Source organism: Streptomyces sp. NPDC060002 (genome assembly GCF_042737245.1).
In the GTDB taxonomy this organism is placed as follows: Bacteria; Actinomycetota; Actinomycetes; order Streptomycetales; family Streptomycetaceae; genus Streptomyces.
In genome coordinates this window covers 104,556-129,537 of record NZ_JBHWUW010000001.1, presented here as the reverse complement: position 1 = coordinate 129,537, position 24,982 = coordinate 104,556, and the positions used below count along the sequence as shown (strand labels likewise).

Here is a 24,982-nt window from a genome sequence, read left to right as displayed (position 1 = left end):
ACATCCCCGTGCGGAACGCACGCGTAAAGACATGTTCGGTCCGTTTCGAGCGCGGCCGGTGCCCGTGCCCCTCGACGCCTCCACGAAACGGCCACAGGGGCTGCGCGGGGGCACCTTTGGCGCTGTAATGGCGGACGTGGTCAGTGAGGGTGCCGCGGAGCGCAGAACGGGGCCCCTGCGTGCCGAAATCGCGCTCAAAACGATCACAGCCGATCCCGCCTCGCCCGAACGAGTGAGACGCACGCTCGAACAGGCGCTCGTCTTCGCTGGCGCGGCCCTCGCCGCGGTGTACACGCCCGGCGGCGACGGCGACCTGCTCCGCCTGGTCGATTCGGCCGGCGTCCCGAGGACCCTGTACGGACTGCGCGAGAGCTACCCGCTCGACGGCCACTCGCCGGCCGCCGACGCCCACCGCGCCGGACGGCCGGTGTGGCTGGGCCCGGCGGAGCTCGCCGACTGCGCGGAGGCGCGGCGGATGCCCACCCGGGACGTCCACCTGGCCGTCCTGCCCGTGCACGGCGGCACGGGCGGCTGTCTGCTGGCCGTGAGCGAGCGCCCCGGTGGCTTCGGCGCCGACGAGCGGGTCTGCCTCGAGCTCGTCGCCGCGGCCGTCTCCGTCCCCGCCCCGGCCGTCCCCGCCGAGGACGAGGAACTGCGCCCCAACGCGTTCAGCCTGGCCATGGACACCGGCCGGGTCGAGGTGGGCGACGCGATCCTGGAGCTGTTCGGGGTGAGCCGGGACCGGTTCGACGGCCGGGTCGAGACGCTCCTCGGGCTCACCGTCCCCGAGGACCTGCCCTCGCTGATGTCCGTCGTCGAGGCCGGCCACATGTCGATCGGCGAGCGCGAGCTGGAGTTCCGCGTCCTCCAGCCCACCGGGCCGCCGAGGTGGCTCAGGCTGCGCGGCCGGCTGCTCCCCGGCGACGGCCGGCCGGCGCGGCTCGTCGGCACCGTCACCGACGCCTCCACCCTGCACGGCGAGGTCACCGACGTCGCCCGCGTCCAGCGGCTGGCCACCGCGCTCGCCACCGCGGGCACCGTCAGCGACGTCGGCCAGGCCGTCGTCGCCGCGCTGCGCAAGCCGCTGCGGGCCGACCGGATCGCGCTCGCCGAGCTGGAGAACGACCGCCTCGTCGTCACCGTCCTCGACCCGCCCGAGCCCGAGTCCTGGCCCGAGCTGTGGCAGCTGGAGTGGCGCGCCGAATGGCCGGACGCGCCGGTGCGCGCCATGCCCACCCTCGCCGCCGCCCTGCGCGAGGGCCGCGCCCGGATCTGGCCCGCCGGCACCGCCCTGGAACCGGCCCTCGCCGAGGTCGGCCCCGGTGGCCTCGCCGTCCTGCCGCTGTCCGCCGGGGGCCGTATGGCCGGCGCCTGCCTCATCGGCTGGGACGAGCCGCACGACTTCGGCCCCGACGAACGCGCCCTGCTCACCGCCTCCGCCGGCCTCGCCGGTCAGGCCCTGACGCGCGCCCGCGCCTTCGACGCCGAGCACGAACTCGTCGGCATGCTCCAGCGCCAGCTGCTCCCGCGCCGTCTGCCGGAACTCCCCGGCGCCGTCGCCGTAGCCCGCTACCTGCCGGCCACCGCCGGCCTTGAGGTGGGCGGCGACTGGTACGACGTCATCCCGCTGTCCGACCACCACGTCGCCCTCGTCATCGGCGACGTCCAGGGACACAGCGCGGGCGCCGCCACCCTCATGGGCCAGATGCGCACGGCTCTGCGCGCCTACGCGGCCGAGGGTCACCCGCCGGACGTCGTGGTCTCCCACTCCAACCGGCTCCTGATGGAGCTGGAGACCGACCTCTTCGTCACCTGCTGCTATGTCGACGTGGACATGGAGGAGGGCACCGCCTGGTGCGTACGGGCCGGGCACCCGCCGCCCGTCCTGCGCTACCCGGACGGATCGACCGACATCGCCGAGACGGACGGCGGACCGCCCCTCGGGGTCGTGACCCGGGCAGAGTTCCCGATGACCCCGCTGCGGCTGCTGCCCGGCACCGTCATCGCCCTGACCACGGACGGACTCGTGGAGTCCGCCGAGATGGACATCGACACCGGCCTGGACCGCCTCGCCCACGAACTGGCCGTGTCCGACCCCGCCCACCTCGGCCTCGTCGCCGACGCCCTGCTCGGCAACGCCCACCGCGGCGACGACGTCGCCCTGCTCCTCATGCGCTACGACGGCATGGCCGTCAAACCCCTGCGCGAGGGCTGGACGGTGTGGCGGGTGCCCGAGGCGGCCCGGCAGGCCCGCCGCTTCACCCGGCGCACCCTGCGCGCCTGGGGCGTGCCCGCCGAGGCCATGGACACCGCCCTGCTGGTCGTCTCCGAACTGGTGACCAACGCCCTGGTGCACACCGACGGCCGGGTCCGCCTCGACCTCGTGCTGATCGACCGCCGGCTGCGCGTCGCCGTCACCGACGCCTCGCCCCGCACCCCCGTCAAGCCGACCAGCCTGGGCTGGGAGGCCACCGGCGGCCGGGGCATCCTCCTCGTCGAGGCCATGTCCGACGCCTGGGGGACGGTACCGGTCAGCGGCGGCAAGCAGGTGTGGAGCGAGCTGGCGCTGGAACACTGAGCCGCCGGGCCGCCGGGCCGCCAGGTGTCCGGGAGTACGAACGGGGTACCCGCCGCCCATGGACACCTTCGCCTCCGCCTTTCTCGCGGCATCCGGAAAGTCCGTCCTGGCCACCGTCGTCTTCATCGCCGTCGGGATCGTGCTCGTCGGCGGCCTGATCTGGGCCTTCCGGCTCGGCATCAAGGTCCGGGCGCGCGAGCCCGCGCCTCCGAAGCCGCACGAACAGCCGCGCAGGCCCGGCTCCGGCCCGGCCCACGAGACCCGCCGGGCCCGCGAGCCCAACGAGATGCCCCGGGCGACGGACGAGAGCGAACGCCTCTCCCCGCACGAACTGCGGCCCACCGGCACCCGGGACAGCACCGACCAGCGCCGCCCCCGTTGGGACGAACAGTCGTGACCGCGTACATCGACGAGAAGCCGGCGGCCCGCCGGGCCGAGACCGGCTGGGCCAGGGCACGCCGGCTGCGCCGCGGAACGGCCGCCCCGCGTACCTGCCTGGCGGCCGTCGCCGTCCCCGGCGCGGTCGCCGGGATGCAGTCCGGCGCGGAATGGAACATTGTCAGGGGTGAGGACTGACCGGCAGACAGTGCGTCTGCGTGAATGAATCGGCCGGGCGACCGGGGCTGGAGTGACGCTGATGAAGGCTCTCGTGCTGTCCGGCGGCGCCGGGACACGCCTGCGGCCGATCACCCACACCTCGGCGAAACAGCTGGTACCGGTCGCCAACAAGGCCGTGCTCTTCTACGGCCTGGAGTCCATCGCCGCCGCAGGCGTCACCGAGGTCGGTGTGATCGTCGGTGACACCGCGCAGGAGATCCGGGAGGCCGTCGGCGACGGCTCCCGGTTCGGGCTCGACATCACCTACATCCCGCAGGACAGGCCTCTCGGCCTCGCCCACGCGGTGGTCGTCGCCCGTGACTTCCTCGGCGAGGACGACTTCGTCATGTACCTCGGCGACAACTTCATCGTCGGCGGCATCACCGACCTCGTCGACGAGTTCCGCAGGACCCGGCCCGACGCCCAGATCCTGCTCACCCGGGTCCCCGACCCCCGCGCCTTCGGGGTCGCCGAACTCGACCCCGCGGGACAGGTCGTCGGCCTCGAGGAGAAGCCCGCGCACCCCAAGAGCGACCTGGCCCTGGTCGGCGTGTACCTCTTCACGTCCGCGATCCACGACGCCGTACGCGCCATCGAGCCGTCCCGGCGGGGTGAGCTGGAGATCACCGACGCCGTCCAGCGGCTCATCGACACCGGCGCCCGGGTGCGCTCCACGATCATCAAGGGCTACTGGAAGGACACCGGGAACGTCGTCGACATGCTGGAGGTCAACCGGACCGTCCTGGAGGGCGTCGAGCGCCGGATCGACGGCGAGGTCGACGAGGCCTCCGAGACGGTCGGCCGGGTCGTCGTCGAGGCCGGTGCCCGGGTGGTGAACTCACGCCTGGTCGGGCCCGTCGTCCTCGGCGCCGGCAGCGAGGTCCGCGACTCCTACGTCGGCCCCTTCACCTCCGTCGGCGAGAACTGCCGGATCACCGACAGCGAGCTGGAGTTCTCCATCGTGCTGCGCGACTCCTCCATCGAGGGAGTGGGCCGCATCGAGAACTCCCTGATCGGCCGTCATGTGGAGGTCACCCCGGCGACCGGCGTGTCCCGCGCCCACCGGCTGGTCCTCGGCGACCACAGCAAGGTACAGATCCACACATGAACCTCCTCGTCACCGGGGCCGCCGGATTCATCGGCTCCACGTATGTGCGCGGCCTGCTGGCCCGCGACCCCGCCGTGCGCGTCACCGTCCTGGACAAGCTCACCTACGCGGGCAGCCGCACCAACCTGCCCGCCGGGCACCCCCGGCTGGACTTCGCGCACGGCGACATCTGCGACGCCGGCCTCGTCGACAAGCTGACGGCCGCCGCCGACCAGGTCGTCCATTTCGCCGCCGAGTCCCACGTGGACCGCTCCATCGACGGCGCGGGCACCTTCGTGCGCACCAACGTCCTCGGCACCCAGACGCTGCTCGACGCGGCCCTGCGGCACGGCGTCGGCCCGTTCGTGCACGTCTCCACCGACGAGGTGTACGGCTCCATCGAGACCGGCGCCTGGACCGAGGACCATCCGCTGCGGCCCAACTCCCCGTACGCCGCCTCGAAGGCCTCCTCCGACCTGATCGCCCTCTCCTACCACCGCACCCACGGCCTGGACGTCCGTGTCACCCGCTGCTCCAACAACTACGGCCCCCGCCAGTTCCCCGAGAAGCTGATCCCGCTCTTCGTCACCAACCTCCTGGACGGCGAGCAGGTCCCCCTCTACGGCGACGGACGCAACGTCCGTGACTGGCTGCACGTCGAGGACCACTGCGAGGCCGTCGACCTCGTCCGTACGAAGGGCCGCCCCGGCGAGGTCCACAACATCGGCGGCGGCACCCAGCTGAGCAACCTCGAGCTGACCGGTCTGCTCCTCGACGCCTGCGGGGCCGACTGGGACCGGGTCAGTCACGTCGAGGACCGCAAGGGCCACGACCTGCGCTACTGCGTCGACTGGACGAAGGCCCGCACCGAACTCGGCTACCGGCCCCGCCACGACTTCGCGGCCTCTCTCGCCGAGACGGTCGCCTGGTACCGGGACCACCGCGACTGGTGGGAGCCCCTGAAACGAACAGCGCGGATGCCATGAGATGGCTCGTCACCGGCGCGGGCGGGATGCTCGGCCGGGACACGGTGGAGGAACTGGCCCGGCGCGGCGAGGACGTGACCGGCCTCGACCGCACCGGCCTGGACATCACCCGGCCCGCATCCGTGGCCCGGGCGTTCGCCGCGCACCGGCCCGACCTGGTGGTCAACTGCGCCGCCTACACGGCCGTCGACGACGCCGAGACCGACGAGGCCCGCGCGCTGCTGGTCAACGGCGAGGGGCCCCGGCTGCTCGCCGCCGCCTGCGCCGCGCACGGCGCCCGCCTGGTCCACGTCTCCACGGACTACGTCTTCGACGGCGCGGCCCGCGCCCCCTACCGGGAGGACCATCCGCCGTCCCCCCGCACCGCCTACGGCCGCACCAAGCTGGCCGGTGAACGTGCCGTCCGGGCCGCACTCCCCGAGGCCGGCGTGATCGTGCGCACCGCCTGGCTCTACGGCGTCCACGGCCGCAGCTTCGTCCGCACGATGCTGGAACTGGAGACCCGCCGCGACACCCTCGACGTCGTCGACGACCAGCGCGGCCAGCCCACCTGGAGCGCGGACGTCGCCGCCCGCATCGCCGACCTGGGACCGAAGGTCGGCCGCGGCGCGACGGGCGTCTTCCACGCCACCGCGGCCGGCGAGGCCACCTGGTACGACCTGGCCCGCGAGGTGTTCCGCTCCGTGGACGCCGACCCGGACCGGGTGCGCCCCACCACCGGCGACGCGTTTCCCCGGCCCGCGCCCCGGCCCGCCTACAGCGTCCTGGCGCACGACCGCTGGCAGGAGGTGGGCCTGTCACCGCCACGGGACTGGCGCGCCGCCCTGGGGCAGGCACTTCCACCGATCCGCAAGGCGTCCTTCGACACGGTGTCCCTCAAGGAGTCCCTTCGTGAAACGCCATGAGTTCCTGCGGGAACTGCACAAGGCCACCGCCAACCGCAACTACCTGGAGATCGGCGTCAACGACGGCCGCAGCCTGCGGCTGTCCCGGGTGCCCAGCATCGCGGTCGACCCCGCGTTCAAGGTGACCTCGGAGATCCGCTGCGACGTCCACCTGGTGAAGGCCACCAGCGACGACTTCTTCGCCCGCCGCAACCCCCTCGCCCATCTGAAGGGCGGCCGCCACCCGGTGCGCAACCTCGCCCGGGGCCGCCACCCCCTCGGCCACTGGCGCCGCACCACCCTCGACCTGTCCTTCATCGACGGCATGCACCTGTTCGAGTACGCGCTGCGCGACTTCATCAACGTCGAGAAGCACTCCGACTGGTCGAGCGTGATCGTCTTCGACGACATGCTGCCCCGCGGCGTCGACGAGGCCGCCCGCGACCGGCACACCACCGCCTGGACCGGCGACGTCTACAAGCTCATCGAGATCCTGTCCCGCTACCGCCCCGACCTGGTGGCCGTCCCCGTCGACACCCAGCCGACCGGACAGCTCGTCGTCTTCGGCGCGGACCCCCGCAACCCCGTGCTGCGCGACAAGTACCACGAGATCATCGCCGAGTTCGACGTTCCCGACCCGCAGAAGGTTCCCGAGGCGGTCCTGGAACGGGTGCGCGCGGTACGGCCCGAGACCCTGCTGCGGGCGGGCTTCTGGAAGCCCCTCGTACGGGCCCGCAACCGGGGACTCGACCGCTCCCGGGGCTGGGAGCCGCTGCGCGGAGCGCTGGAACGGGCGGCCGTCAGCCGCTGACCCTCAGCTCCTGGTAGCGCTCCCGGCAGGAGGCGTACGACGGCAGCAGCCCCGACGCCTTTGCCCGGGCCAGTGAAGGCGCCCGCGCGTCCTTCGGCGACAGCACCGGCTCCACGCCCCGCGGCCAGTCGATGCCCAGCGCCGGGTCGAGAGGGTGCACCCCGTGCTCATGCTCGGGCGCGTACCCGGTGGAGCAGAGGTAGACCACGGTGGCCTCGTCGGTGAGGGCCAGGAAGGCATGGCCGAGGCCCTCGGCGAGGAACACCGCGTGCCGGGTGTCGTCGTCCAGCCGGACCGCCTCCCAGCGCCCGAACAGGGGTGAGCCCACCCGCAGGTCGACGACCACGTCGAGCACCGCCCCCCGGACACAGGTCACGTACTTGGCCTGCCCCGGCGGCACGTCCGAGAAGTGGACCCCGCGCAGCACGCCCCGGCGGGAGACGGAGCAGTTGGCCTGGGCGAGCCCCAGGTCGTAGCCGGTGGCCGCCCGGAACTCCGGCGTCCGGTACCACTCGTGGAAGCTGCCCCGCGCGTCGGGGAAGACCCTGGGCTCCAGCACCCAGGCCCCCTCGATGTCCAGTGGCCGCATGCCGTCACCTCCTCCGGGGCGTGACGTTCTGGAGTGCCCGGTACAGCGCCCGGCGCACCCTGCGGGCCAGTCGTCGCGCACCGGCGGGCTGGGGCGCCGGCACCACGACGACGCCGTCCGAGGCGACGTGCAGGGCGAAGGGCAGCGGGTGGAAGCGCGCCGGGTCCGCGTCCGGGGTGAGACACACCGTCGTCAGCCAGGTCCTGCCCAGCAGATCGCCGACCGGCAGGACGGCCGCCAGCCGGCCGCCCGGCGAGAGCGTCCCGAAGACCTCGCGGGAGCCGCCGGACTTCGCCCCTGTCAGCCGCAGCAGGACATCGGCGGCCTCGGGCACGTGCAGCGGCAGGGCCACCTGGAGCCGGTCCTCCGCGACGGCGACGTCCCCGGCCGCCACGCGGCCCAGGCCCAGCCGCTTGCCCGCGTGGCCGACGTCCAGCGCGAGGCTCGCGTACCGGTCGGTCCAGTACGGCAGCACCACGCGCCCCGCGACCACCCCGGCGGGCGGGACGGGACGGCCGTGGCGGGGCGCCGGGCCCAGCCGCAGCTCCTTCGTCCAGCCGCCCAGACCGACGCGCACGTACACGTCCCACAGTCCCTCGCCCGCCGGACCGCCGCTCAGCGCGGTGGCGGGATCGATGGTGGCGGTCGCCCGCAGGACGAGCCGCACCTGACTGCCGTCGCCGGCCGGGACCGTCTCGCGGACCACGTCCACCGGCTGGAAGTACTGCGCCGAGCTGGCCCGCTCCCGCAGCAGCAGATCGGGCACGGCCCGGTCGAACCGGCCCACGGTGTCCGTGCCCAGCCACCGGACCGCCTCGGCGACGTCCCGCGGCGGCCACTGCGGGGAGCCCCCGGCGGACGGGAAGGTCATCGGGCCGCCGTCGTGCGTCAGCTCGGCGGCGAAGGCGATCCGCAGAACGCCGCCCTGCCAGGTGACGTCCTCCGGGTCGACGGCGAGCGCGACGCCCGCCTCCCACTCCGCGAACGCGACGACGTCGTCGTAGCGTCCGTCGGCGGCCAGCGCGGCGACGACCCGCTGGGTGGGCTGCAGCGGTGCCGCCACACCCGGCCCGAACCGCTCGACGACGACCCCTCGGATCTCCTCGAACAGCTCCCTGCGGTAGTCCTCGGGCAGGCCGAGGAAGCGTTTGCCCCGCAGCCGCTCGACCATCTCCACGCGCAGCCAGCGCCGGAACAGCCGGTCGCGCAGCGCGCCCGGCTCGGTGTACCGCTCGACGACGTCGAGGGCCTCCCGGAGGTTCTTGAAGTACCCCACCGGTTCGAACCGCTGGAAGCCCGCGTTCGCGGCGTCGTCGCGCCGGACGTGGTAGTAGCAGACGTAGTCGCTGAGCACCGAGACGTTGTCCGCGCGCAGATAGGCCTCGGTGACGAAGACATGGTCCTCCAGCCGGCGCCGCCCCTCGGGAAAACGCAGGCCGGTGCGGTCCAGGAACGCCCGGCGGACCATCTTGTGCGGGGTGAGGCTGTCGATCAGCGGCGCGTTCTCGACGGTGGCGTGCGGGCGGTTGGTGCGGAACAGCTCGACCGGCACCGAGCGCCCCCTGCCGGCCATCTTGCCCACGACGACATCGGCGTCGTTCGCGACCCCGTAGGCGTACATCCGCTCCAGGGCCTCGTCGCCGAGGTGGTCGTCGTTGTCGACGAACATGACGTACTCGCCCCGGGAGACGTCGATGCCGACGTTGCGGGGCCTGCCCGCCCAGCCGGAGTTCTCCTGGTGGACGACCCGGATCCGGGAGTCCTCGGCGGCGGCCGCGTCGAGCAGGGCGGGGGTGGCGTCGGTGGAGCCGTCGTCGACGAAGATCACCTCGTACTCGTCCGGCGGGAGCGACTGCCTCAGCAGCGAGGCGAGACAGTCCTCGATGTAGGGACCGGGGTTGTAGACGGGGACGATGACGCTGACCTTGACCGGCATCGGGCTCCTGGCCCCCTTGCTGGATCGCTCTGCCGTGCTGGATCGCTCTGCCGTGCGCGGGACGGAGGGTGCGCGTGGCCCGATGCTAACCCCGCCGCCGACGCGCCACCTGTCCGGATCGGCCCGAGTCGGGGATTTTGTACCCTGGCGCCGTGCGCCTGCTGATGATGTCCGACACCCACCTCCCCAAGCGCGCCAAGGCGCTGCCCGCCCCGCTGCTCGACGAGCTCCCGCACGCGGACGTGGTGATCCACGCGGGGGACTGGGTCGACACGGACACCCTCGACCTGCTGGAGAGCCGCAGCCGCCGGCTCGTCGGCGTGTACGGCAACAACGACGGGCCCGGCCTGCGCGCCCGGCTGCCCGAGGTCGCGTTCGCCGAACTGGGCGGACTGCGGTTCGGGGTCGTCCACGAGACGGGCCCCGCCCAGGGCCGGGAGGCCCGCTGCGCCGCGCGCTTCCCCGACCTGGACGTCCTGGTCTTCGGCCACAGCCACATCCCCTGGGACACCACCGCCCCCGGCGGACCCCGCCTGCTCAACCCGGGGTCCCCGACCGACCGCCGCCGGCAGCCGCACTGCACCTATCTGACCGCCACCGCGGCCGACGGCCGGCTCACGGACCTCGTCCTGCACCGGCTGCCACCGCGCCGATGACCGAGAAGCCGCTGACGGAGCGGCCGATGACGGAGAACCGGGCCGCGCCCGGCCGAGAGGGTCGGGGGCGGCCCGGAACTTGCGAGTGTGCGTTGCTTCAACGGACCTCCTTCCTTCGCGAGACGAAGGACAGAGGACATACATCCTGTCCGTTATGTCCCGGTACCCGGTACGTGCGCGCTTCACACCTCCTGGGGAAAAATCGGGACGGAAAGGGCCGGCCGCCTCACTTCCCGCGGTGGATCGCCCCGGCCGTCGCGGTCAGCGGAGCACCGCTGCCGCCCCAGCGAAGCGCGACGATCTCGGCGGCCACCGACACGGCGACCTCCTCGGGCGTACGGGCCCCCAGGTCCAGCCCGACCGGTGAGCGCAGCCGGGCCAGCTCACCGTCCGTGAGTCCGGCCTCGACGAGTCGTGCCCGGCGTTCGTCGTGGGTGCGCCGGCTGCCCATCGCCCCGATGTACGCGGCCGGCCGGCGCAGCGCCGCCTCCAGCAGCGGCACGTCGAACTTCGGGTCGTGGGTCAGCACGCAGATCGCCGTCCGGTCGTCGGTGTCCGTGCCGCGCAGATACCGGTGCGGCCACTCCACGACCACCTCGACGCCCGGCGGGAAGCGCTTCGGGGTGGCGAAGACCGGCCGGGCGTCGCAGACCGTGACCCGGTAGCCCAGGAAGTCGCCGACCCGGGCCACGGCGGCCGCGTAGTCGATGGCGCCGAACACCAGCATGCGCGGCGGCGGCGCGAAGGAGTGCAGGAACACCGGGACGGCGTCCTCGCGCCGCTGGCCGCGTGGCCCGTAGTGCCGTACGCCGGTGACGCCGAGGGCGAGTTCGCCGCGCGCGTCGGCCGTGACGGCCGCGTCCAGACCCTCCGTGCCCAGCGTGCCGGAGGTCCGGTCCGGCCAGACGGCGAGGGTGGCCCCGCGGGGCGCGGGGCCGTCGGTGACCGTGGCCACCGTCACCGGCTCGCCCGCGGCGACCGACTCCGCGACGGCGCCGAACGACGGGTCGAGGCCGGGCGTGACGGCACGGACCAGCAGCGTGATCTCGCCGCCGCAGGTCAGCCCCACGGCGAAGGCGTCCTCGTCGCTGTAGCCGAAGGTCTCCAGCCGGGCCGCCCCGTCGGCCACGACCTCCCGGGCCAGCTCGAACACCGCGCCCTCGACGCAGCCCCCGGACACGCTGCCCACGACCTCGTCGTCCGGCCCCACCGCCATCGCCGCGCCCGGATCGCGCGGCGCGCTGCGGCTGACGGCGACCACGGTGGCGAGCCCGAACGGCACACCGGCCGCGTACCACCCGTTCAGCGCCGGGAGAATCTCGCGCACGATCGGTTCCCCTTCCGGCCGCGACGGCCGAATCGGCCGCTTCTCCTGAACGGTAATCCGCAGCCGGGTCGCCCGCCGGTCCGCACCGCGAGGGACACCTGGCGAACCGGCGAGGCCGGGTTGTCAACTGGGTTGACGGGGAATGAACTTACTCGCGGGTCAGAAGGTATTGACGGTGTCCGGAAATCACCGGACTGTAGTGGACATGCCGAATATCCGGGCACGTCTGCTCGCTGTTCTGGTGGTCCTCTGCGGACTCTGTGGCTTCCTGACGGTGGCGGGCTCCCCGACCGCCGGCGCGGCCACGCTCCCCGACTCCCTCTCCTTCGACGGCACGGCGCTCACCGTGTCGGGCGGCCGCTTCGTCGACGCGGCCGGCCGCGAGGTCGTACTGCGCGGTTACAACGTCTCCGGCGAGACCAAGCTCGCGGAGAACAAGGGCCTGCCCTTCGCCTCCGTCGCCGACGCCAGGAAGTCCGCGACGGCCCTGCGCGCCCTCGGCGGCGGCAACTCCGTCCGTTTCCTGCTCTCCTGGGCCTACGCCGAACCGGCGAAGGGCCAGGTCGACACCACCTACCTGGCCGCCGCCACCAGCCAGATGCAGGCCTTCCTCGACGCCGGCATCCGCGTCTACCCCGACTTCCACCAGGACCTCTACTCCCGCTACCTGTTCAACTCGGGCAGCTGGTACACGGGCGACGGCGCACCCGCGTGGGCTGTGGCGCTCGGCGGCTACCCCGCCGAGTCCTGCGGCATCTGCTTCCTCTGGGGGCAGAACATCACCCAGAACGGCGCGGTGAAGGCCGCCCAGTACGACTTCTGGCACAACGACTACGGCCTGCAGGACTACTTCCTGGCCACCGCCCAGAAGACCATGGCGTACCTCAAGGCGAACCTCACCACCGAGCAGTTCGCCGGCGTCCTGGGCTTCGACCCCTACAACGAGCCCTACGCCGGCACCTACGACTCCGGCCAGGCCAGCCGCACGTGGGAGCGCGACGTGCTGTGGCCCTTCTACGTGAAGTTCCGGGCCCGGATGGACGCGGCAGGCTGGACCGACAAGCCCGCCTTCGTCGAGCCGAACCTCTTCTGGAACGGCAACGTCAGCAAGGAGGAGGGCGGCCTCCTCGACGCGGGCACGCTCGGCTCCCGCTACGTCTTCAACACCCACTTCTACGACCAGAAGGCCATCTCCGGGGTCCTGATGTGGGGCAACGCGGAGGACGGCCAGTACGTCACCGACTTCGCGACGGTCCGCGACCGCGCGTCGGCGGCCGGGACGACGGCGATCGTCAGCGAGTTCGGCCACCCCCTGAACGGCTCGACCGCCGGCAAGGCGCCGACCGTCCTGAAGGCGATGTACCAGGCACTCGACTCCCGTGTGAAGGGCGCCAGTTGGTGGACCACCCCGGCGACCTCGGGCCCGGTCCTCTCCGGCTCGCAGTGGCAGTGGGACATCTACAACGGCCGCCACCACGAGCTGATGAACGGCAACGCCGACAAGGTGCTCACCACCGGCGACGCCTGGAACGACGAGGACCTCTCCGCCGTCCGCCTGGACGACGGCGGCACGGCGACCCTCCGTCAGGACGCCCGGCTGCTCGACCGGATCTACCCGAGCGCCACCTCCGGCACGACCGTCGCCTTCACCTACGAGGACCGCTCCCGCGACGGCTCCACCACGCTCACCTGGAATCCGGTCCCCAGCTCCCTGCCCAACACGAAACAGCTCGTCGGCTCCGGCCAGTACGGGCTGCTGGTGTGGCGCTCGAACGGCGGCACGGCGCCCACCGATCTGCATCTGCCGGCTTCCTTCCCGACCGCCACGACGACGGTCGTCTCCGACCTCGGCACGGTGTACGCCCCGCCCGCGTACACGACGACCACGAAGATCGCCGCGGCCGCCGAACCGGGCGGCACGGGCAGCCGGCGCCTGCTGCTCAGCGCGCCCGACTCGGGCACCGTGCACTACGCGCTGGTCACCAACGGGGCGACCGCACCGTCCGCGACCCTGCTGGCCGCCGCCCGCACGGAACTGTCGGCATGGGTGACCCAGAAGGTGGGCTAGCCCCGCCGGGCACGACACAAGGGTGGGTGGCGGTGACCGCCACCCACCCCGGTGCACGAGGAACCGTCAGCTGCCGGTTCCGGTCCAGTTCGCCGCGACATGGCCGAGCCGGACCCGCTGCGGATGGTCGCCCACCGGCACCGACACGACCTTCTGCCCGGTGGCGAAGTCGATCGCCGTGACCTGGTCGGCGCCGCTCTCGGAGATGACACAGCTCCTGCCGTCGCCGCTGACCGTGGCCCAGTAGGGCTTGGAGGCGGTGACCAGCGGGCCCTCCTGGAGGGTGGCGCGGTCGACGACCGTCGCGTAGTCGTCCATCGTGCCCGCCACGCACAGCTTGCCGCCGTCGGGGCTCATCGAGATGCCGTGGTGGCGCGAGTCGTTGACGAAGGTGGTGCGGTCGTCGCTGGTCGCCGGGTTCTTCGGCAGGGTCTTCGTCCGGGTGATGCGGTCCGTGGCGAGGTCGTACTCGAAGAAGCCGTTGAAGAACGAGACCTGGAAGTACAGCTTGGACTCGTCCGGTGAGAAGACCGCCGGACGCACCGCGTCCGAGTAGTCCGTGAGGCCGATCGCGTCCAGCCGCTGACGCATGTCGATGACCTTGACCTGCTGGTATGTGCTCGCGTCGACGACGGTGATGCGCCGGTCGCCCTTCGTGAAGTCCTGCCACGGGGCGTCCTGCGAGGTGTTCACGTCGCCGATCGACATGTTGTAGATGTACTTGCCGTCCCTGGTGAAGATGTTCTCGTGCGGCTTGTCGCCGGTCTTGAACGAGCCCAGCTGCTTGCCGGTGGCGATGTTCAGGACGTGCACGGTGTTCGAGATCGACGCGGAGACGGCGACCCGGGTGCCGTCGGGCGATACGGCCATGTGGTCGGAGCGGTAACCGGACACCGGGAAGCGCCAGTTGATGTTCCCGGAGGCCAGGTCGATGGAGACGACATCGGCGAAGCTGGGCCGGGAGACGACCACCGAGCCGCCGTCCGGCGTGGTGTACATGTCGTCGACGAACTGGTCGTGGCCCTCGCCGACACCGTTGCGGATGGCCTGGAAGTAGATCCACTTGATCGGGTCGGCGTTGATCTCCGCCATCCGGGCGCTCTTGTCGGGGATCACGTTGATCCGGCCGACCTTGGCGAAATCACCGCTGGACCTGATGACGTCCGCGGTGCCCTCCCAGTTGTTGCCGACGAAGAGCACCTCGCGCAGTGCGGCGGCGGTCGAGGCGTCGGAGACGGCGGTGGCGGCGGTGGCGGGAGCGGTGACGGTCAGGACGAGGGCGGCGGCTACGGAGCAAAGGTGCCTGGATCTGAAGGCAGGCATGACTGCTCTCTCCTCTGCGGGTGAAAGACGTGGGGGCAGGGCGGAAAGGTCCGCCCACATCTGAACACGGAAGCGTTCAGACTTTACTTACTGGAAAGTAAGGAAGGGGGGCCCTGCGCCACAAGACTTCGTACACGACAAAATTGGCGGTGGGGGAGCACCGAGCGACGAGGGAGGGTCAGTGGCGGGCAGGCTCAGGACGCCGACCGGCCGGTACGGCGGCAAGTCCGCCGAGCAGCGGCAGGTCGAGCGACGCGGGAGATTCCTGGAGGCGGCGCTGCGGTTGTTCGGGGACGTCCCCGGCTACCGCGGCACCACGGTCGCGGCGCTGAGCGAGGCGGCCGGCCTGTCGACCCGACAGTTCTACGAGGAGTTCCGCGCCCTCGAGGACGTCCTGGCGGCGCTGCACCTCCAGGTCAACGACTGGGCCGAGGAGGCGGTCCTGGCCGCCTTCGCCGCCGCCCAGGACATGCCGCTCGTCGAGCGGGTCACCGCGATCTTCCGCGCCTACGCGGCCGACGTGACCTCCGACCCGCGCCGCATCCGGATCACCTTCGTGGAGATCGTCGGGGTCAGCCCCCGGATGGAGGAACAGCGACTGGCACGCCGCGCCCGCTGGGTCGATCTCATCTGCGCCGAGGCGTCGGCGGCCGCCGCCCGCGGCGAGGCGGCCCCCCGCGACTACCGCCTCGCGGCGACGGCCTTCATCGGCGGTGTCAACGGCCTCCTCCACGACTGGAGTGCCGGGTGGGTGGACGCGACCCTGGACGAGGTGGTCGACGAACTGGTGCGGCAACTGCTGGGGATCCTGCGGCCGCCGGGGTGGGCGCCCGAGGCCGTTTAGGGCCTGTCCGGGCCCCCGCAGGGGTGGGCGCCCGAGGCGGATCAGGACCTGTCCCGGCCGCTCCTGCCGGGCCGGCCGGGCGACAGTCGCCCCACGGCCTCCACCACCCGCCCCACCCCGTCCTCCCCGCGCACCCGGGCGCCCAGCTCCCGGGCCCGCTCGCGGAAGCCGGGCTCCCGGGTGGCCCGCAGGAGCGCGGTGGTCAGGGTCTGCGCGGTCAGCCGGCGCAGCGGCACCGACCCCGGCGCCACGCCGAGGCCGACCAGGCGGTCGGCCCAGAAGGTCTCGTCGAACTGGATCGGGACCGGCACGGCGGGGACCCCGGCCCGTACGCCCGCCGCCGTCGTCCCCGCCCCGCAGTGGTGGACCACCGCGGCCGTCTCCGGGAACAGCAGCGAGTGCGGGACCTCGTCGACGGTCAGCATGTCGTCGCCGTCGGCCGCGAGGCCCGCCCAGCCGCGCTGGATCACCCCCCGCAGGCCGGCCCGCCGCAGCGCCCGGACGATCTCGGCGCTCAGCCGCCGCGGGTCGGGCACGGTCGCGCTGCCCAGCCCGACGAAGACCGGCGGCGGTCCCGCGTCGAGGAACTCCCGCAGTGCGGCCGGGAGCCGGGTCTCCTGTTCGTACGGCCACCAGTACCCGGTGACGTCCAGCTCCGCCCGCCAGTCGCGGGGCCGGGGCACCACCAGCGGGCTGAAACCGTGCAGGACCGGCCAGCCGCGCCGGGCCCGGGCCCGCAGGCCGGTGCCGGGACGGCGTACGGCGGGCAGCCCCAGCCGGGCCCGTACGGCCGGCACGGCCGGCGCGAAGACCTGGTCGACGGCCACCCCGACGCCGTGCCCGGCGAGCCGGTTGCCGACCGCGCCCCATGAGCCGCCGCCCAGCATCGGCGGCGCGAACTCCCTGGTGGGGGCGACGGGTTGGAGGTAGAGACCGAGGCTCGGCAGGGACAGGCCCGCGGCGATGGTGTGCCCCAGCGGCGCCACCGAGGCGGACAGCAGCAGGACGTCGCTGGCATGGGCGGCGGTCAGGAGGTCGTCGGTCATCCGCCCCACCAGTGACCGCGCCATCCGGGCCATCCGCAGCAGTTTGCCCGGGCCGGTGGTGCTGCGGTGCAGTCCCCGGCCCCGCTCGGACTCCAGCTCCGCCCGCGGATCCACCGGCAGGGCGTGGAAGCCCACCCCCGAGCCCGCCACCAGCGGCGCGAACCGCGCATGGGTGACCAGGGTGACCTGGTACCCCGCCCGCACCAGCCCGTGGCCCAGTCCCGTGAAGGGGGCCACGTCACCCCGGGATCCCGCTGTCATGATCGCCACTCGCACGACGGACAGTATGGGGGCGGGTGGCCGGTCCAGGGTGAACAACCCTGCGAAAGCGGCCACTTCATCTTTTGAGAGCGGTCACATCACTTCTGTCGCAGCCGTTGACTTCATTCTCCGGCAGCTCTACTTTCGGCGCGCAACGCGTTCGGTTCGCCGACCCTTGTTCGATATTTCGAAGCTTGGAGCCGCCGTATGTTTCCCCCACCCCCCGCGCGCCGGGTCCGGCACTGGAGATCCGCCGCCGCACGGGTACTCGCCCTGCTGCTGACGGTGACCGCCGCCCTGCTGTTCGCCCAGCCCGGCGCGGCCCAGGCCGCGACCTCGCGGCAGATCGCCGTGCCCACCGCCCCGATGGGCTGGGCCTCCTGGAACAGCTTCGCCGCGAAGATCGACTACAGCGTCATCAAGCAGCAGGTCGACGCGTTCGTCGCCGCGGGCCTGCCGGCGGCCGGATACCGGTACATCAACATCGACGAGGGCTGGTGGCAGGGCACCCGCGACAGCGGGGGCAACATCACCGTCGACGAGTCCGAGTGGCCCGGCGGCATGAGCGCCATCGCCGACTACATCCACAGCAAGGGCCTCAAGGCCGGGATCTACACGGACGCCGGCAAGGACGGCTGCGGCTACTACTACCCGACCGGCCGGCCCGCCGCCCCGGGCAGCGGCAGTGAGGGCCACTACGACCAGGACATGCTCCAGTTCTCGCAGTGGGGCTTCGACTTCGTGAAGGTCGACTGGTGCGGCGGTGACGCCGAGGGCCTCGACGCGGCGACGGCGTACACCGCGATCAGCGGCGCCGTCACGAAGGCGACGGCCGCCACCGGCCGCCCGCTCACCCTCTCCATCTGCAACTGGGGCTACCAGAACACCTGGAACTGGGCCCCCGGCCTCGCCCCGATGTTCCGGACCAGCACCGACATCATCTACTACGGCAACAACCCGTCGATGACGAACCTGCTGTCCAACTTCGACCAGGGCCTGCACCCCACCGCCCAGCACACCGGCTACTACAACGACCCGGACATGCTGATGGTCGGCATGACCGGCTTCACCGCCGCCCAGAACCGCACCCACATGAACCTGTGGGCGGTCTCCGGCGCCCCGCTCCTCGCCGGCAACGACCTGACCACGATGACGACGGAGACGGCGAACATCCTCAAGAACCCCGAGGTCATCGCCGTGGACCAGGACGCGCGCGGCCTCCAGGGCGTCAAGGTCGCCGAGGACGCCACCGGAGCGCAGGTGTACGGCAAGGTCCTCGCCGGCAGCGGCAAGCGTGCCGTCGTCCTGCTCAACCGCACATCCTCCGCCCAGAACATCACCGTCCGCTGGTCCGACCTGGGTCTGACCAACGCCTCCGCCACCGTCCGTGACCTGTGGGCCCGCGCCGACGTCGGCACGTACTCCACGAGCTACACGGCGAGCGTCCCGGCGGGCGGCTCGGTCATGCTCACCGTCACCGGCGGCACCGAGGCCTCGGGCAGCACGTACACCGGCACGTCGAGCTTCTCCGGCGTGGCCGCCGGGAACACCGGCCTGAAGGTCGTCGACGTCGCCTACACCAACACCGCCTCCACCGCCCGTACCGCGACGCTCAAGGTCAACGGCCAGACCGCGACGACGGTCTCCTTCCCGCCGACGGGCTCCGCGCAGGGCACGATCACCCTCCAGGTGGCTCTGTCGAAGGGCTCGTCCAACACGCTCGCCTTCACGGGCGCCCCGACCCTCGCCGACATCACGGTCAAGCCCCTCGCCGGCGCGAACGGCGCCCTCGTCGTCGGCAAGCAGTCCGGCCGCTGCCTCGACCTGTACAACAGCACCGTCGCCAACGGCACCCAGGCCGAGTTGTGGGACTGCAACGGCGGCTCCAACCAGGCCTGGACATACACCTCCCGCAAGGAACTCGTGGTGTACGGGAACAAGTGCCTGGACGCCTACAACCTGGGCACCACCAACGGCACCAAGGTCGTGATCTGGGACTGCAACGGCCAGAACAACCAGAAGTGGAACGTCAACAGCGACGGCACGATCACCAACGTCAACGCGGGGCTGTGCCTCGACGCCAACGGTGCGGGCACGGCCAACCGCACTCCGATCGTGCTCTGGACCTGCGGCACCGCCGACAACCAGAAGTGGACGCTGACCTGACCCTTTGGGCGGGGGCCCGACCCACGGGCCGGGCCCCCGCACTTCCGGGCAGAGACGCCCGAGGGCCGGTGACGGGGAACCGGCCGGGCGTTTCCCGTGTCTGTCGACGTGCCGGACCAGTCGACGCGCGGGACCAGGGGGGACCATGTCGGACACCAGAGAGGCCGAGCCGGTCAGGAGCAGGGGCGGACGCGTCCGACGGGTGGTGTTCCGCCTCGTCATGGCCGTCCTGATCCTGCTGCTCGCCGGACGCACCTACCAGGAGACGGCCGTGGCGCTCGCCCGGTCGGACGGATCCCTGCACACCGCCGTCGCGAGCGTGACGGAGCTGACCTCGCACACGGTGTCCGGATACGCGGGCGGCGGACAGGCCGGCGGCAGCGGCGCGTACTTCAGCCACACCGAGTACACGGTCCGACTCGACCTGGGCCAAGGGCGGAAGAGGGTCGACAAGGTCGAGGACCGGGTCGGGCGCGACCTCTGGGAGGGCAAGCGGGTCGTGGCCGGCCTGTGGCACGGCCGGGTCGTGGAGATCGACGGCCAGGACGTGTGGCCCGGCTGGCACTTCGGGACGCTGGACGTGACGCTGATGGTGCTGGCCCCGTTGACGACGGCCTATCTGATCTCCCTCGCGGTGTCCGCCGCCGCCCTCCTGGCGGCCCGGGCGGCCCGGGCGGGCCGGGCCCGGGCGGGCCGCGACGACCGCTTCGGGCCCTGCGCGCTCGGGTCGGCCGTCGGCCTGGCGGCGCTGCTCGCCCTCCTCGTCCACGCGGCCTTCGGGCACGTCCTCGCGTACTGGCCCGCCGTCCCCGTCTGCGCCGGTACGGCGGTGGCGCTGGCGAGGCTGAGCGCGGTGATCCGGCGCCTCGGACGTATCGCCGCCGAGGCCACCCCTGCCGACGCGGCGAGCGCGTCGACACGGGCCTGACCGCCGACCGTCCGGTGGTGCCAACCGGCAACCGGCAACCGGCGTACGGCAACCGGCGTACGGGGGAAGGGGGTTCGGTGCGTGCGGGTGCGGCTCACCGACGCCGGGCGCACCGTGTGCGAGAGGCGGGCGGCGTCGGAGAACGCGGACGAGACCGCACTGCCCGCAGCGCTGTCCGCAGCAGAGCCACGGACACTCGCCGGCCCGCCGTGGAAACCGGTACCGGCAGCGCGGACCGGGCCGGACGCGACCGCCCCCGCACCGCCCGCACCGAGAAGGTCCAGGTCAGCCGAGAAGTGACCTGGACCCCGGTGGTCTTCCTCCCTACTCGTCCCATGCCTGGATCATGGTCTGCTCGACGATCTTGCCGTCCCGCAACGTGATCATCGACTCGGCGAGAACGCGCACGCCGTCCGTGTACCGGCAGGACTCGCTGAAGGCGGCGCGGTCGCCCTGGACGATGCACTCCTCCAGCTTGTGGGTCATGTCCCGGCTGTAGACGTCGTCGAGCATCCGGCCGATCTCGTCCCGTCCGTGCAGCACCGTGGGCCGGCTCGGCTGGGAGTTGTGGTCGATGACGTTCAGTTCCGCGTCGTCGGCGTAGAGCGACAGCAGTGTCGTCGGGGTCTGTCCTTCTATGCCTCTGCGCAGTGTCTCGGTGTCGAAGGCGGATCCTGCCGCGGTGCCCATGGTGACCTCCTGCGAGGGCCGCGGCCGAGGGGAGGTCGGCCGCCCGACCCTCACCTTCGAGGCTCCTCCGGCAGGCCGGGCTCGGCAAGCGCAGGCGGTTCCGTCCGCCTGTCGGGTGAGCGCCGCCGCCCGCCCGTGTCCGTGAGGGCGCCGGGGGCGTTGCTGTAGACATGATCTCCACTCGACGCATCGCCGCTATCGCCGCTCTCGCCGCCGGGGTCACGGGCCTCGCGGCGCCCGTGGCGAGCGCGGCCGAAGCTCCGGCCACCGGCCGGCTCAACCCGATGACCGTGCTGGACTCGGTCACCACGAGCCAGATTCCCGCGGAGTACCGGGCCGACCTCCCGCCGCTCTCCAGGCAGCTGGGCGAGCTCAACAAGGTCGGCCAGCTCGGGCAGCTGAACGAGCTGCACCAGATCACCGACCTCGTCGCTCCCGTGACCGGGCTGCTGCCCGCGATCGGCTGAGCGACTCACCTCGCCCCGTGGGGGCCGTCCGGACGACCGGGCGGCCCCCACGCGCGTTCCGCCCCGGTCACTCGACCGTCGCCAGGAACTGCGTGGCCGCCAGCTCCGCGTAGAGCGGGTCGCCCGCCACGAGCTCACGGTGCGTCCCCACCGCGCGGACCCGGCCCGCGTCCATGACGACGATCCGGTCGGCCGTCGTGACCGTCGACAACCGGTGCGCGACGACGAGGACGGTGGTCGTCCGGGCGACGTCGGCGACGGTGTCGCGCAGCGCCGCCTCGTTCACCGCGTCCAGCTGGGAGGTCGCCTCGTCCAGCAGCAGGAGCCGCGGGCGGCGCAGCAGCGCGCGGGCGATGGCCACCCGTTGCCGCTCGCCGCCGGACAGCTTCGTCCCGCGATGTCCGACCAGGGTGTCGAGCCCCAGCGGCAGCCGAGCGACCAGGCCCTCCAGACGGGTCGTCCTCAGCACGCCCCGCACGGTGTCGTCGTCCGCCGACGGGTTCCCCAGCAGCAGGTTGTCGCGCAGCGAGCCGGACAGCACGGGGGCGTCCTGCTCGACGTAGCCGATGGAGGAGCGCAGCCGGGACAGCTCCCAGTCCGCGAGGTCGCGCCCGTCGAGGGCGATCGTGCCGGACTCGGGGTCGTAGAACCGCTCGATGAGCGAGAACACCGTGGTCTTGCCCGCGCCCGAAGGGCCGACGAACGCCGTCATGCCCCGGGCCGGCACGGTGAACGTCACCCCGTGGTGGACGTACGGCAGGTCGTCGGCGTACCGGAACCGGACGTCGGCGAAGTCCAGCGAGGCCGGTTCGGCGGCGGGCGCGGGCAGCGGCTCGGGCCGGGACGCCGGCTCGGCGGGCAGCCACAGGGCCTCCTGGATGCGGCTCAGGGCCGCCGAACCCGTCTGGTACTGGGTGATCGCACCGACGACCTGCTGGATCGGCGACATCAGATAGAAGACGTACAGCAGGAACGCCACCAGCGTGCCGATCTCGATGGCGCCCGTCGCGACCCGCGCCCCGCCCACCGCGAGGACGGTGATGAAGGCCGTCTGCATCGCCAGACCGGCCGTGTTGCCCGCGGCCGCCGACCACTTGGCGGCGCGCACGCTCTGCCGCCAGGACTCCTCGGCCGCCGCGTGCAGCGTCGCCTCCTCACGGTGCTCGGCGCCCGAGGCCTTCACCGTGCGCAGCGCGCCGAGCACCCGCTCCAGCGAGGCGCCCATCACGCCGACCGCGTCCTGCGCCCGGCGGCTGGCCCGGTTGATCCGCGGCACGATCAGGCCCAGGACCGTCCCCGCGCAGAGGATCACGGCCAGTGTGACCCCCAGCAGCACCGGGTCCACCACGCCCATCATCACGACCGTGGCCGCCAGCGTGAGCCCGCCGGTGCCGAGGCCCACCAGCGAGTCGGTGGTGACCTCGCGCAGCAGCGTCGTGTCGGAGGTGATACGGGCCATGAGGTCGCCGGGCTCGCTCCGGTCGACGGCCGTGATCCGCAGCCGCAGCAGATACGAGGACAGCGCCCGCCGCGCGCCGAGCACCACCGACTCGGCGGTGCGCCGCAGAACGAACGAACCCAGCGCGCCCACCGCCGAGTTGGCGACGACCAGCGCCGTCAGTGCGAGCAACGCACCGGATATGGAACGGTCGTGGCCCAGGTCGTCGATCAACTTCCGTGCCACCAGCGGCAGGAGCAGCCCGGTGGCGCCGGTGACGAGCGACAGCGCCGCACCCGCCAGCAGGGACCAGCGGTGTGGCCGTACGTAGTCGAGCAACAGTCGCCACGGGGGCCGGCCGCCGGCGGTCTCTGCGATGGTCACGGGGCTCCTCGGGAGGTCGGGTCGCGGGCCTCAGGCTACGTCGGCCGTCGCCCGCCGTGGCCGGGAAGGGCGTGTTCGGACCGGGCGCCGGCCCTGCCGCCCGCGCCCTTACCGATCAGTCACGCGTAGGGTCGGCAGCGGGACGTACGACCGCCGACGAAAGGGGCAGCACCATGCCGCAGGAAGTGCGCGCAGTGATCGCGCCGGGGAAGAACGAGCCGGTACGGGTGGAGACGATCGTGATCCCCGACCCCGGTCCCGGTGAGGCCGTGGTGCAGGTGCAGGCCTGCGGGGTCTGCCACACCGACCTGCACTACAAGCAGGGCGGGATCAACGACGAGTTCCCCTTCCTGCTCGGTCATGAGGCGGCGGGAGTGGTGGAGTCGGTCGGTGAGGGCGTCACCGACGTCGCGCCCGGCGATTTCGTGATCCTGAACTGGCGTGCGGTGTGCGGGCAGTGTCGGGCGTGTCTGCGGGGCCGCCCCTGGTACTGCTTCGACACCCACAACGCGAAGCAGCGGATGACCCTGACCGACGGCACGGAGCTGTCCCCGGCGCTGGGCATCGGGGCGTTCGCCGAGAAGACCCTGGTGGCGGCCGGGCAGTGCACGAAGGTCGACGCGTCGGTGTCGGCCGCGGTGGCGGGGCTGCTCGGCTGTGGGGTGATGGCCGGTATCGGGGCGGCGATCAACACCGGCAACGTGGGCCGCGGCGACACGGTCGCGGTGATCGGCTGCGGCGGTGTCGGCGACGCGGCGATCGCCGGGTCGAACCTGGCCGGCGCCGCGAAGATCATCGCCGTCGACATCGACGACCGCAAACTCGAGACCGCCCGGAAGATGGGCGCCACGCACACGGTCAACTCCAAGGAGGCCGACCCCGTCGAGGCGATCCGCGAGCTGACCGGCGGCTTCGGCGCGGACGTGGTGATCGAGGCCGTGGGCCGCCCGGAGACCTACAAGCAGGCCTTCTACGCCCGCGACCTGGCCGGCACCGTCGTCCTGGTCGGAGTGCCGACGCCGGAGATGAAGCTCGAGCTGCCCCTGCTCGACGTCTTCGGGCGCGGTGGCGCGCTGAAGTCGTCCTGGTACGGCGACTGTCTGCCCTCGCGCGACTTCCCGATGCTGATCGACCTGCATCTGCAGGGCCGCCTGGATCTGGGGGCGTTCGTGACCGAGACCATCCGACTCGACGAGGTGGAGCAGGCGTTCGAGCGCATGCACCACGGCGACGTCCTGCGCTCGGTGGTGGTGCTGTGATGGCCGCGCGCATCGAACGCCTCGTCACCTCCGGCCAGTTCAGCCTCGACGGCGGCACCTGGGACGTCGACAACAACGTGTGGATCGTCGGCGACGACCACGAGGCGATCGTCATCGACGCCGCGCACGACGCCGACGCCATCCTGGCCGCCGTGGGCGACCGCCGGCTGACGGCCATCGTGTGCACCCACGCCCACAACGACCACATCGACGCCGCACCCGCCCTCGCCGACGCGACCGGCGCCACGATCTGGCTGCACCCCGACGACCTGCCGCTGTGGAAGCTCACCCACCCCGACCGCGACCCCGACGCCCACCTGGCCGACGGCCAGGTCATCGAGGCCGCCGGCACCGACCTCACCGTCCTGCACACGCCCGGGCACGCGCCCGGCGCGGTCTGTCTCCACGACCCCGGCCTCGGGGTGCTCTTCACCGGCGACACCCTGTTCCAGGGCGGACCGGGCGCCACCGGCCGCTCCTACTCCCACTTCCCGACGATCATCACCTCCATCAAGGACCGGCTGCTCGCCCTGCCGCCCGAGACGAAGGTGCTGACCGGTCACGGCGACGCGACGACCATCGGCGCGGAGGCGCCGCACCTGGAGGAGTGGATCGCCCGGGGGCACTGAGGGCGACCGCTGCCCGCGTCCGACCGGG

22 protein-coding genes are annotated in these 24,982 nt (G+C 72.5%); 15 read left to right on the top strand and 7 right to left on the bottom strand.

The features are described 5' to 3' along the window. Positions 1 to 127: 127 nt before the first annotated feature. The 7 genes from ACFWBD_RS00555 (at position 128) to ACFWBD_RS00525 (ending at position 6,943) form a co-directional block, all read left to right on the top strand. The gene (locus ACFWBD_RS00555) at positions 128 to 2,578 is read left to right on the top strand and encodes a SpoIIE family protein phosphatase (RefSeq protein WP_385660568.1); all 2,451 of its coding nucleotides are present in this window, start codon (positions 128 to 130) and stop codon (positions 2,576 to 2,578) included. A 58-nt stretch (positions 2,579 to 2,636) separates the two neighbouring features. Continuing rightward, entirely contained in the window at positions 2,637 to 2,975 is a 339-nt protein-coding gene (locus ACFWBD_RS00550; protein WP_385660566.1) for a DUF6479 family protein, read from the top strand. Then, on the top strand, positions 2,972 to 3,154 hold the full coding sequence (locus ACFWBD_RS00545) for a hypothetical protein (protein WP_385660564.1): 183 nt from the start codon (positions 2,972 to 2,974) through the stop codon (positions 3,152 to 3,154). Before ACFWBD_RS00550 ends, ACFWBD_RS00545 begins: the two co-directional genes overlap by 4 nt. A 61-nt stretch (positions 3,155 to 3,215) precedes the next feature. Next, positions 3,216 to 4,283, top strand: a complete 1,068-nt coding sequence (locus tag ACFWBD_RS00540) for a glucose-1-phosphate thymidylyltransferase (protein WP_385660561.1) — start codon at positions 3,216 to 3,218, stop codon at positions 4,281 to 4,283. Continuing rightward, positions 4,280 to 5,248 carry a dTDP-glucose 4,6-dehydratase gene (gene rfbB / locus ACFWBD_RS00535; protein ID WP_385660558.1) on the top strand — a complete coding sequence of 323 codons (969 nt, stop codon included), beginning with the start codon at positions 4,280 to 4,282 and terminating at the stop codon, positions 5,246 to 5,248. Before ACFWBD_RS00540 ends, rfbB begins: the two co-directional genes overlap by 4 nt. Continuing rightward, entirely contained in the window at positions 5,245 to 6,153 is a 909-nt protein-coding gene (gene rfbD, locus ACFWBD_RS00530) for a dTDP-4-dehydrorhamnose reductase (protein ID WP_385660556.1), read from the top strand. The genes rfbB and rfbD overlap by 4 nt, the downstream gene beginning before the upstream one ends. After that, positions 6,140 to 6,943: a class I SAM-dependent methyltransferase gene (locus tag ACFWBD_RS00525; protein ID WP_385660553.1), complete on the top strand. Its 804-nt coding sequence runs from the start codon at positions 6,140 to 6,142 to the stop codon at positions 6,941 to 6,943. Before rfbD ends, ACFWBD_RS00525 begins: the two co-directional genes overlap by 14 nt. Here ACFWBD_RS00525 and rfbC read toward each other — a convergent pair. Next, entirely contained in the window at positions 6,933 to 7,532 is a 600-nt protein-coding gene (gene rfbC, locus ACFWBD_RS00520; RefSeq protein ID WP_385660551.1) for a dTDP-4-dehydrorhamnose 3,5-epimerase, read from the bottom strand. The genes ACFWBD_RS00525 and rfbC overlap by 11 nt on opposite strands. Before the next feature lie 4 nt (positions 7,533 to 7,536). Then, positions 7,537 to 9,468, bottom strand: a complete 1,932-nt coding sequence (locus ACFWBD_RS00515; protein ID WP_385660549.1) for a glycosyltransferase family 2 protein — start codon at positions 9,466 to 9,468, stop codon at positions 7,537 to 7,539. 152 nt (positions 9,469 to 9,620) lie between these two features. Between ACFWBD_RS00515 and ACFWBD_RS00510 the strand changes: the two genes are divergently transcribed. After that, positions 9,621 to 10,124: a metallophosphoesterase family protein gene (locus ACFWBD_RS00510; protein WP_385565241.1), complete on the top strand. Its 504-nt coding sequence runs from the start codon at positions 9,621 to 9,623 to the stop codon at positions 10,122 to 10,124. 226 nt (positions 10,125 to 10,350) lie between these two features. Here the strand turns inward: ACFWBD_RS00510 and ACFWBD_RS00505 are convergent, their stop codons facing one another. Continuing rightward, a complete protein-coding gene (locus ACFWBD_RS00505) occupies positions 10,351 to 11,451 on the bottom strand; it encodes an XdhC family protein (protein WP_385660547.1) in 1,101 nt (366 codons plus the stop codon). A gap of 205 nt (positions 11,452 to 11,656) precedes the next feature. Here ACFWBD_RS00505 and ACFWBD_RS00500 point away from each other — a divergent pair, with 205 nt between their 5' ends. Then, the gene (locus ACFWBD_RS00500) at positions 11,657 to 13,519 is read left to right on the top strand and encodes a cellulase family glycosylhydrolase (RefSeq protein WP_385660544.1); all 1,863 of its coding nucleotides are present in this window, start codon (positions 11,657 to 11,659) and stop codon (positions 13,517 to 13,519) included. A gap of 66 nt (positions 13,520 to 13,585) precedes the next feature. Here the strand turns inward: ACFWBD_RS00500 and ACFWBD_RS00495 are convergent, their stop codons facing one another. Further along, a complete protein-coding gene (locus ACFWBD_RS00495) occupies positions 13,586 to 14,842 on the bottom strand; it encodes a YncE family protein (protein WP_385660542.1) in 1,257 nt (418 codons plus the stop codon). Positions 14,843 to 15,023: 181 nt separating this feature from the next. On the opposite strand from ACFWBD_RS00495, the gene ACFWBD_RS00490 reads away from it, so the two are divergent. Next, on the top strand, positions 15,024 to 15,686 hold the full coding sequence (locus tag ACFWBD_RS00490; RefSeq protein ID WP_385660539.1) for a TetR/AcrR family transcriptional regulator: 663 nt from the start codon (positions 15,024 to 15,026) through the stop codon (positions 15,684 to 15,686). A gap of 41 nt (positions 15,687 to 15,727) precedes the next feature. Here ACFWBD_RS00490 and ACFWBD_RS00485 read toward each other — a convergent pair whose 3' ends face one another. Beyond that, positions 15,728 to 16,993 carry a glycosyltransferase gene (locus tag ACFWBD_RS00485; RefSeq protein WP_385660537.1) on the bottom strand — a complete coding sequence of 422 codons (1,266 nt, stop codon included), beginning with the start codon at positions 16,991 to 16,993 and terminating at the stop codon, positions 15,728 to 15,730. Positions 16,994 to 17,200: 207 nt separating this feature from the next. Between ACFWBD_RS00485 and ACFWBD_RS00480 the strand changes: the two genes are divergently transcribed. Beyond that, positions 17,201 to 19,159, top strand: a complete 1,959-nt coding sequence (locus tag ACFWBD_RS00480; protein WP_385660534.1) for an RICIN domain-containing protein — start codon at positions 17,201 to 17,203, stop codon at positions 19,157 to 19,159. Positions 19,160 to 19,304: 145 nt separating this feature from the next. Then, entirely contained in the window at positions 19,305 to 20,087 is a 783-nt protein-coding gene (locus tag ACFWBD_RS00475) for a hypothetical protein (RefSeq protein ID WP_385660531.1), read from the top strand. Positions 20,088 to 20,411: 324 nt separating this feature from the next. On the opposite strand, the gene ACFWBD_RS00470 is transcribed toward ACFWBD_RS00475, so the two are convergent. Next, positions 20,412 to 20,777, bottom strand: a complete 366-nt coding sequence (locus ACFWBD_RS00470; protein ID WP_385660528.1) for a nuclear transport factor 2 family protein — start codon at positions 20,775 to 20,777, stop codon at positions 20,412 to 20,414. Positions 20,778 to 20,947: 170 nt separating this feature from the next. Here ACFWBD_RS00470 and ACFWBD_RS00465 point away from each other — a divergent pair, with 170 nt between their 5' ends. Then, the gene (locus tag ACFWBD_RS00465) at positions 20,948 to 21,244 is read left to right on the top strand and encodes a hypothetical protein (RefSeq protein WP_385660526.1); all 297 of its coding nucleotides are present in this window, start codon (positions 20,948 to 20,950) and stop codon (positions 21,242 to 21,244) included. A gap of 67 nt (positions 21,245 to 21,311) precedes the next feature. On the opposite strand, the gene ACFWBD_RS00460 is transcribed toward ACFWBD_RS00465, so the two are convergent. Then, positions 21,312 to 23,066 (bottom strand): ABC transporter ATP-binding protein, encoded by a 1,755-nt coding sequence (locus ACFWBD_RS00460; RefSeq protein ID WP_385660523.1) that lies wholly within the window; start codon positions 23,064 to 23,066, stop codon positions 21,312 to 21,314. A 173-nt stretch (positions 23,067 to 23,239) separates the two neighbouring features. Here ACFWBD_RS00460 and ACFWBD_RS00455 point away from each other — a divergent pair, with 173 nt between their 5' ends. Then, complete coding sequence (locus ACFWBD_RS00455) at positions 23,240 to 24,325, top strand: S-(hydroxymethyl)mycothiol dehydrogenase (RefSeq protein WP_385660520.1); 1,086 nt, start codon at positions 23,240 to 23,242, stop codon at positions 24,323 to 24,325. Continuing rightward, a complete protein-coding gene (locus ACFWBD_RS00450) occupies positions 24,325 to 24,954 on the top strand; it encodes an MBL fold metallo-hydrolase (RefSeq protein WP_385660516.1) in 630 nt (209 codons plus the stop codon). Before ACFWBD_RS00455 ends, ACFWBD_RS00450 begins: the two co-directional genes overlap by 1 nt. Positions 24,955 to 24,982: the final 28 nt, after the last annotated feature.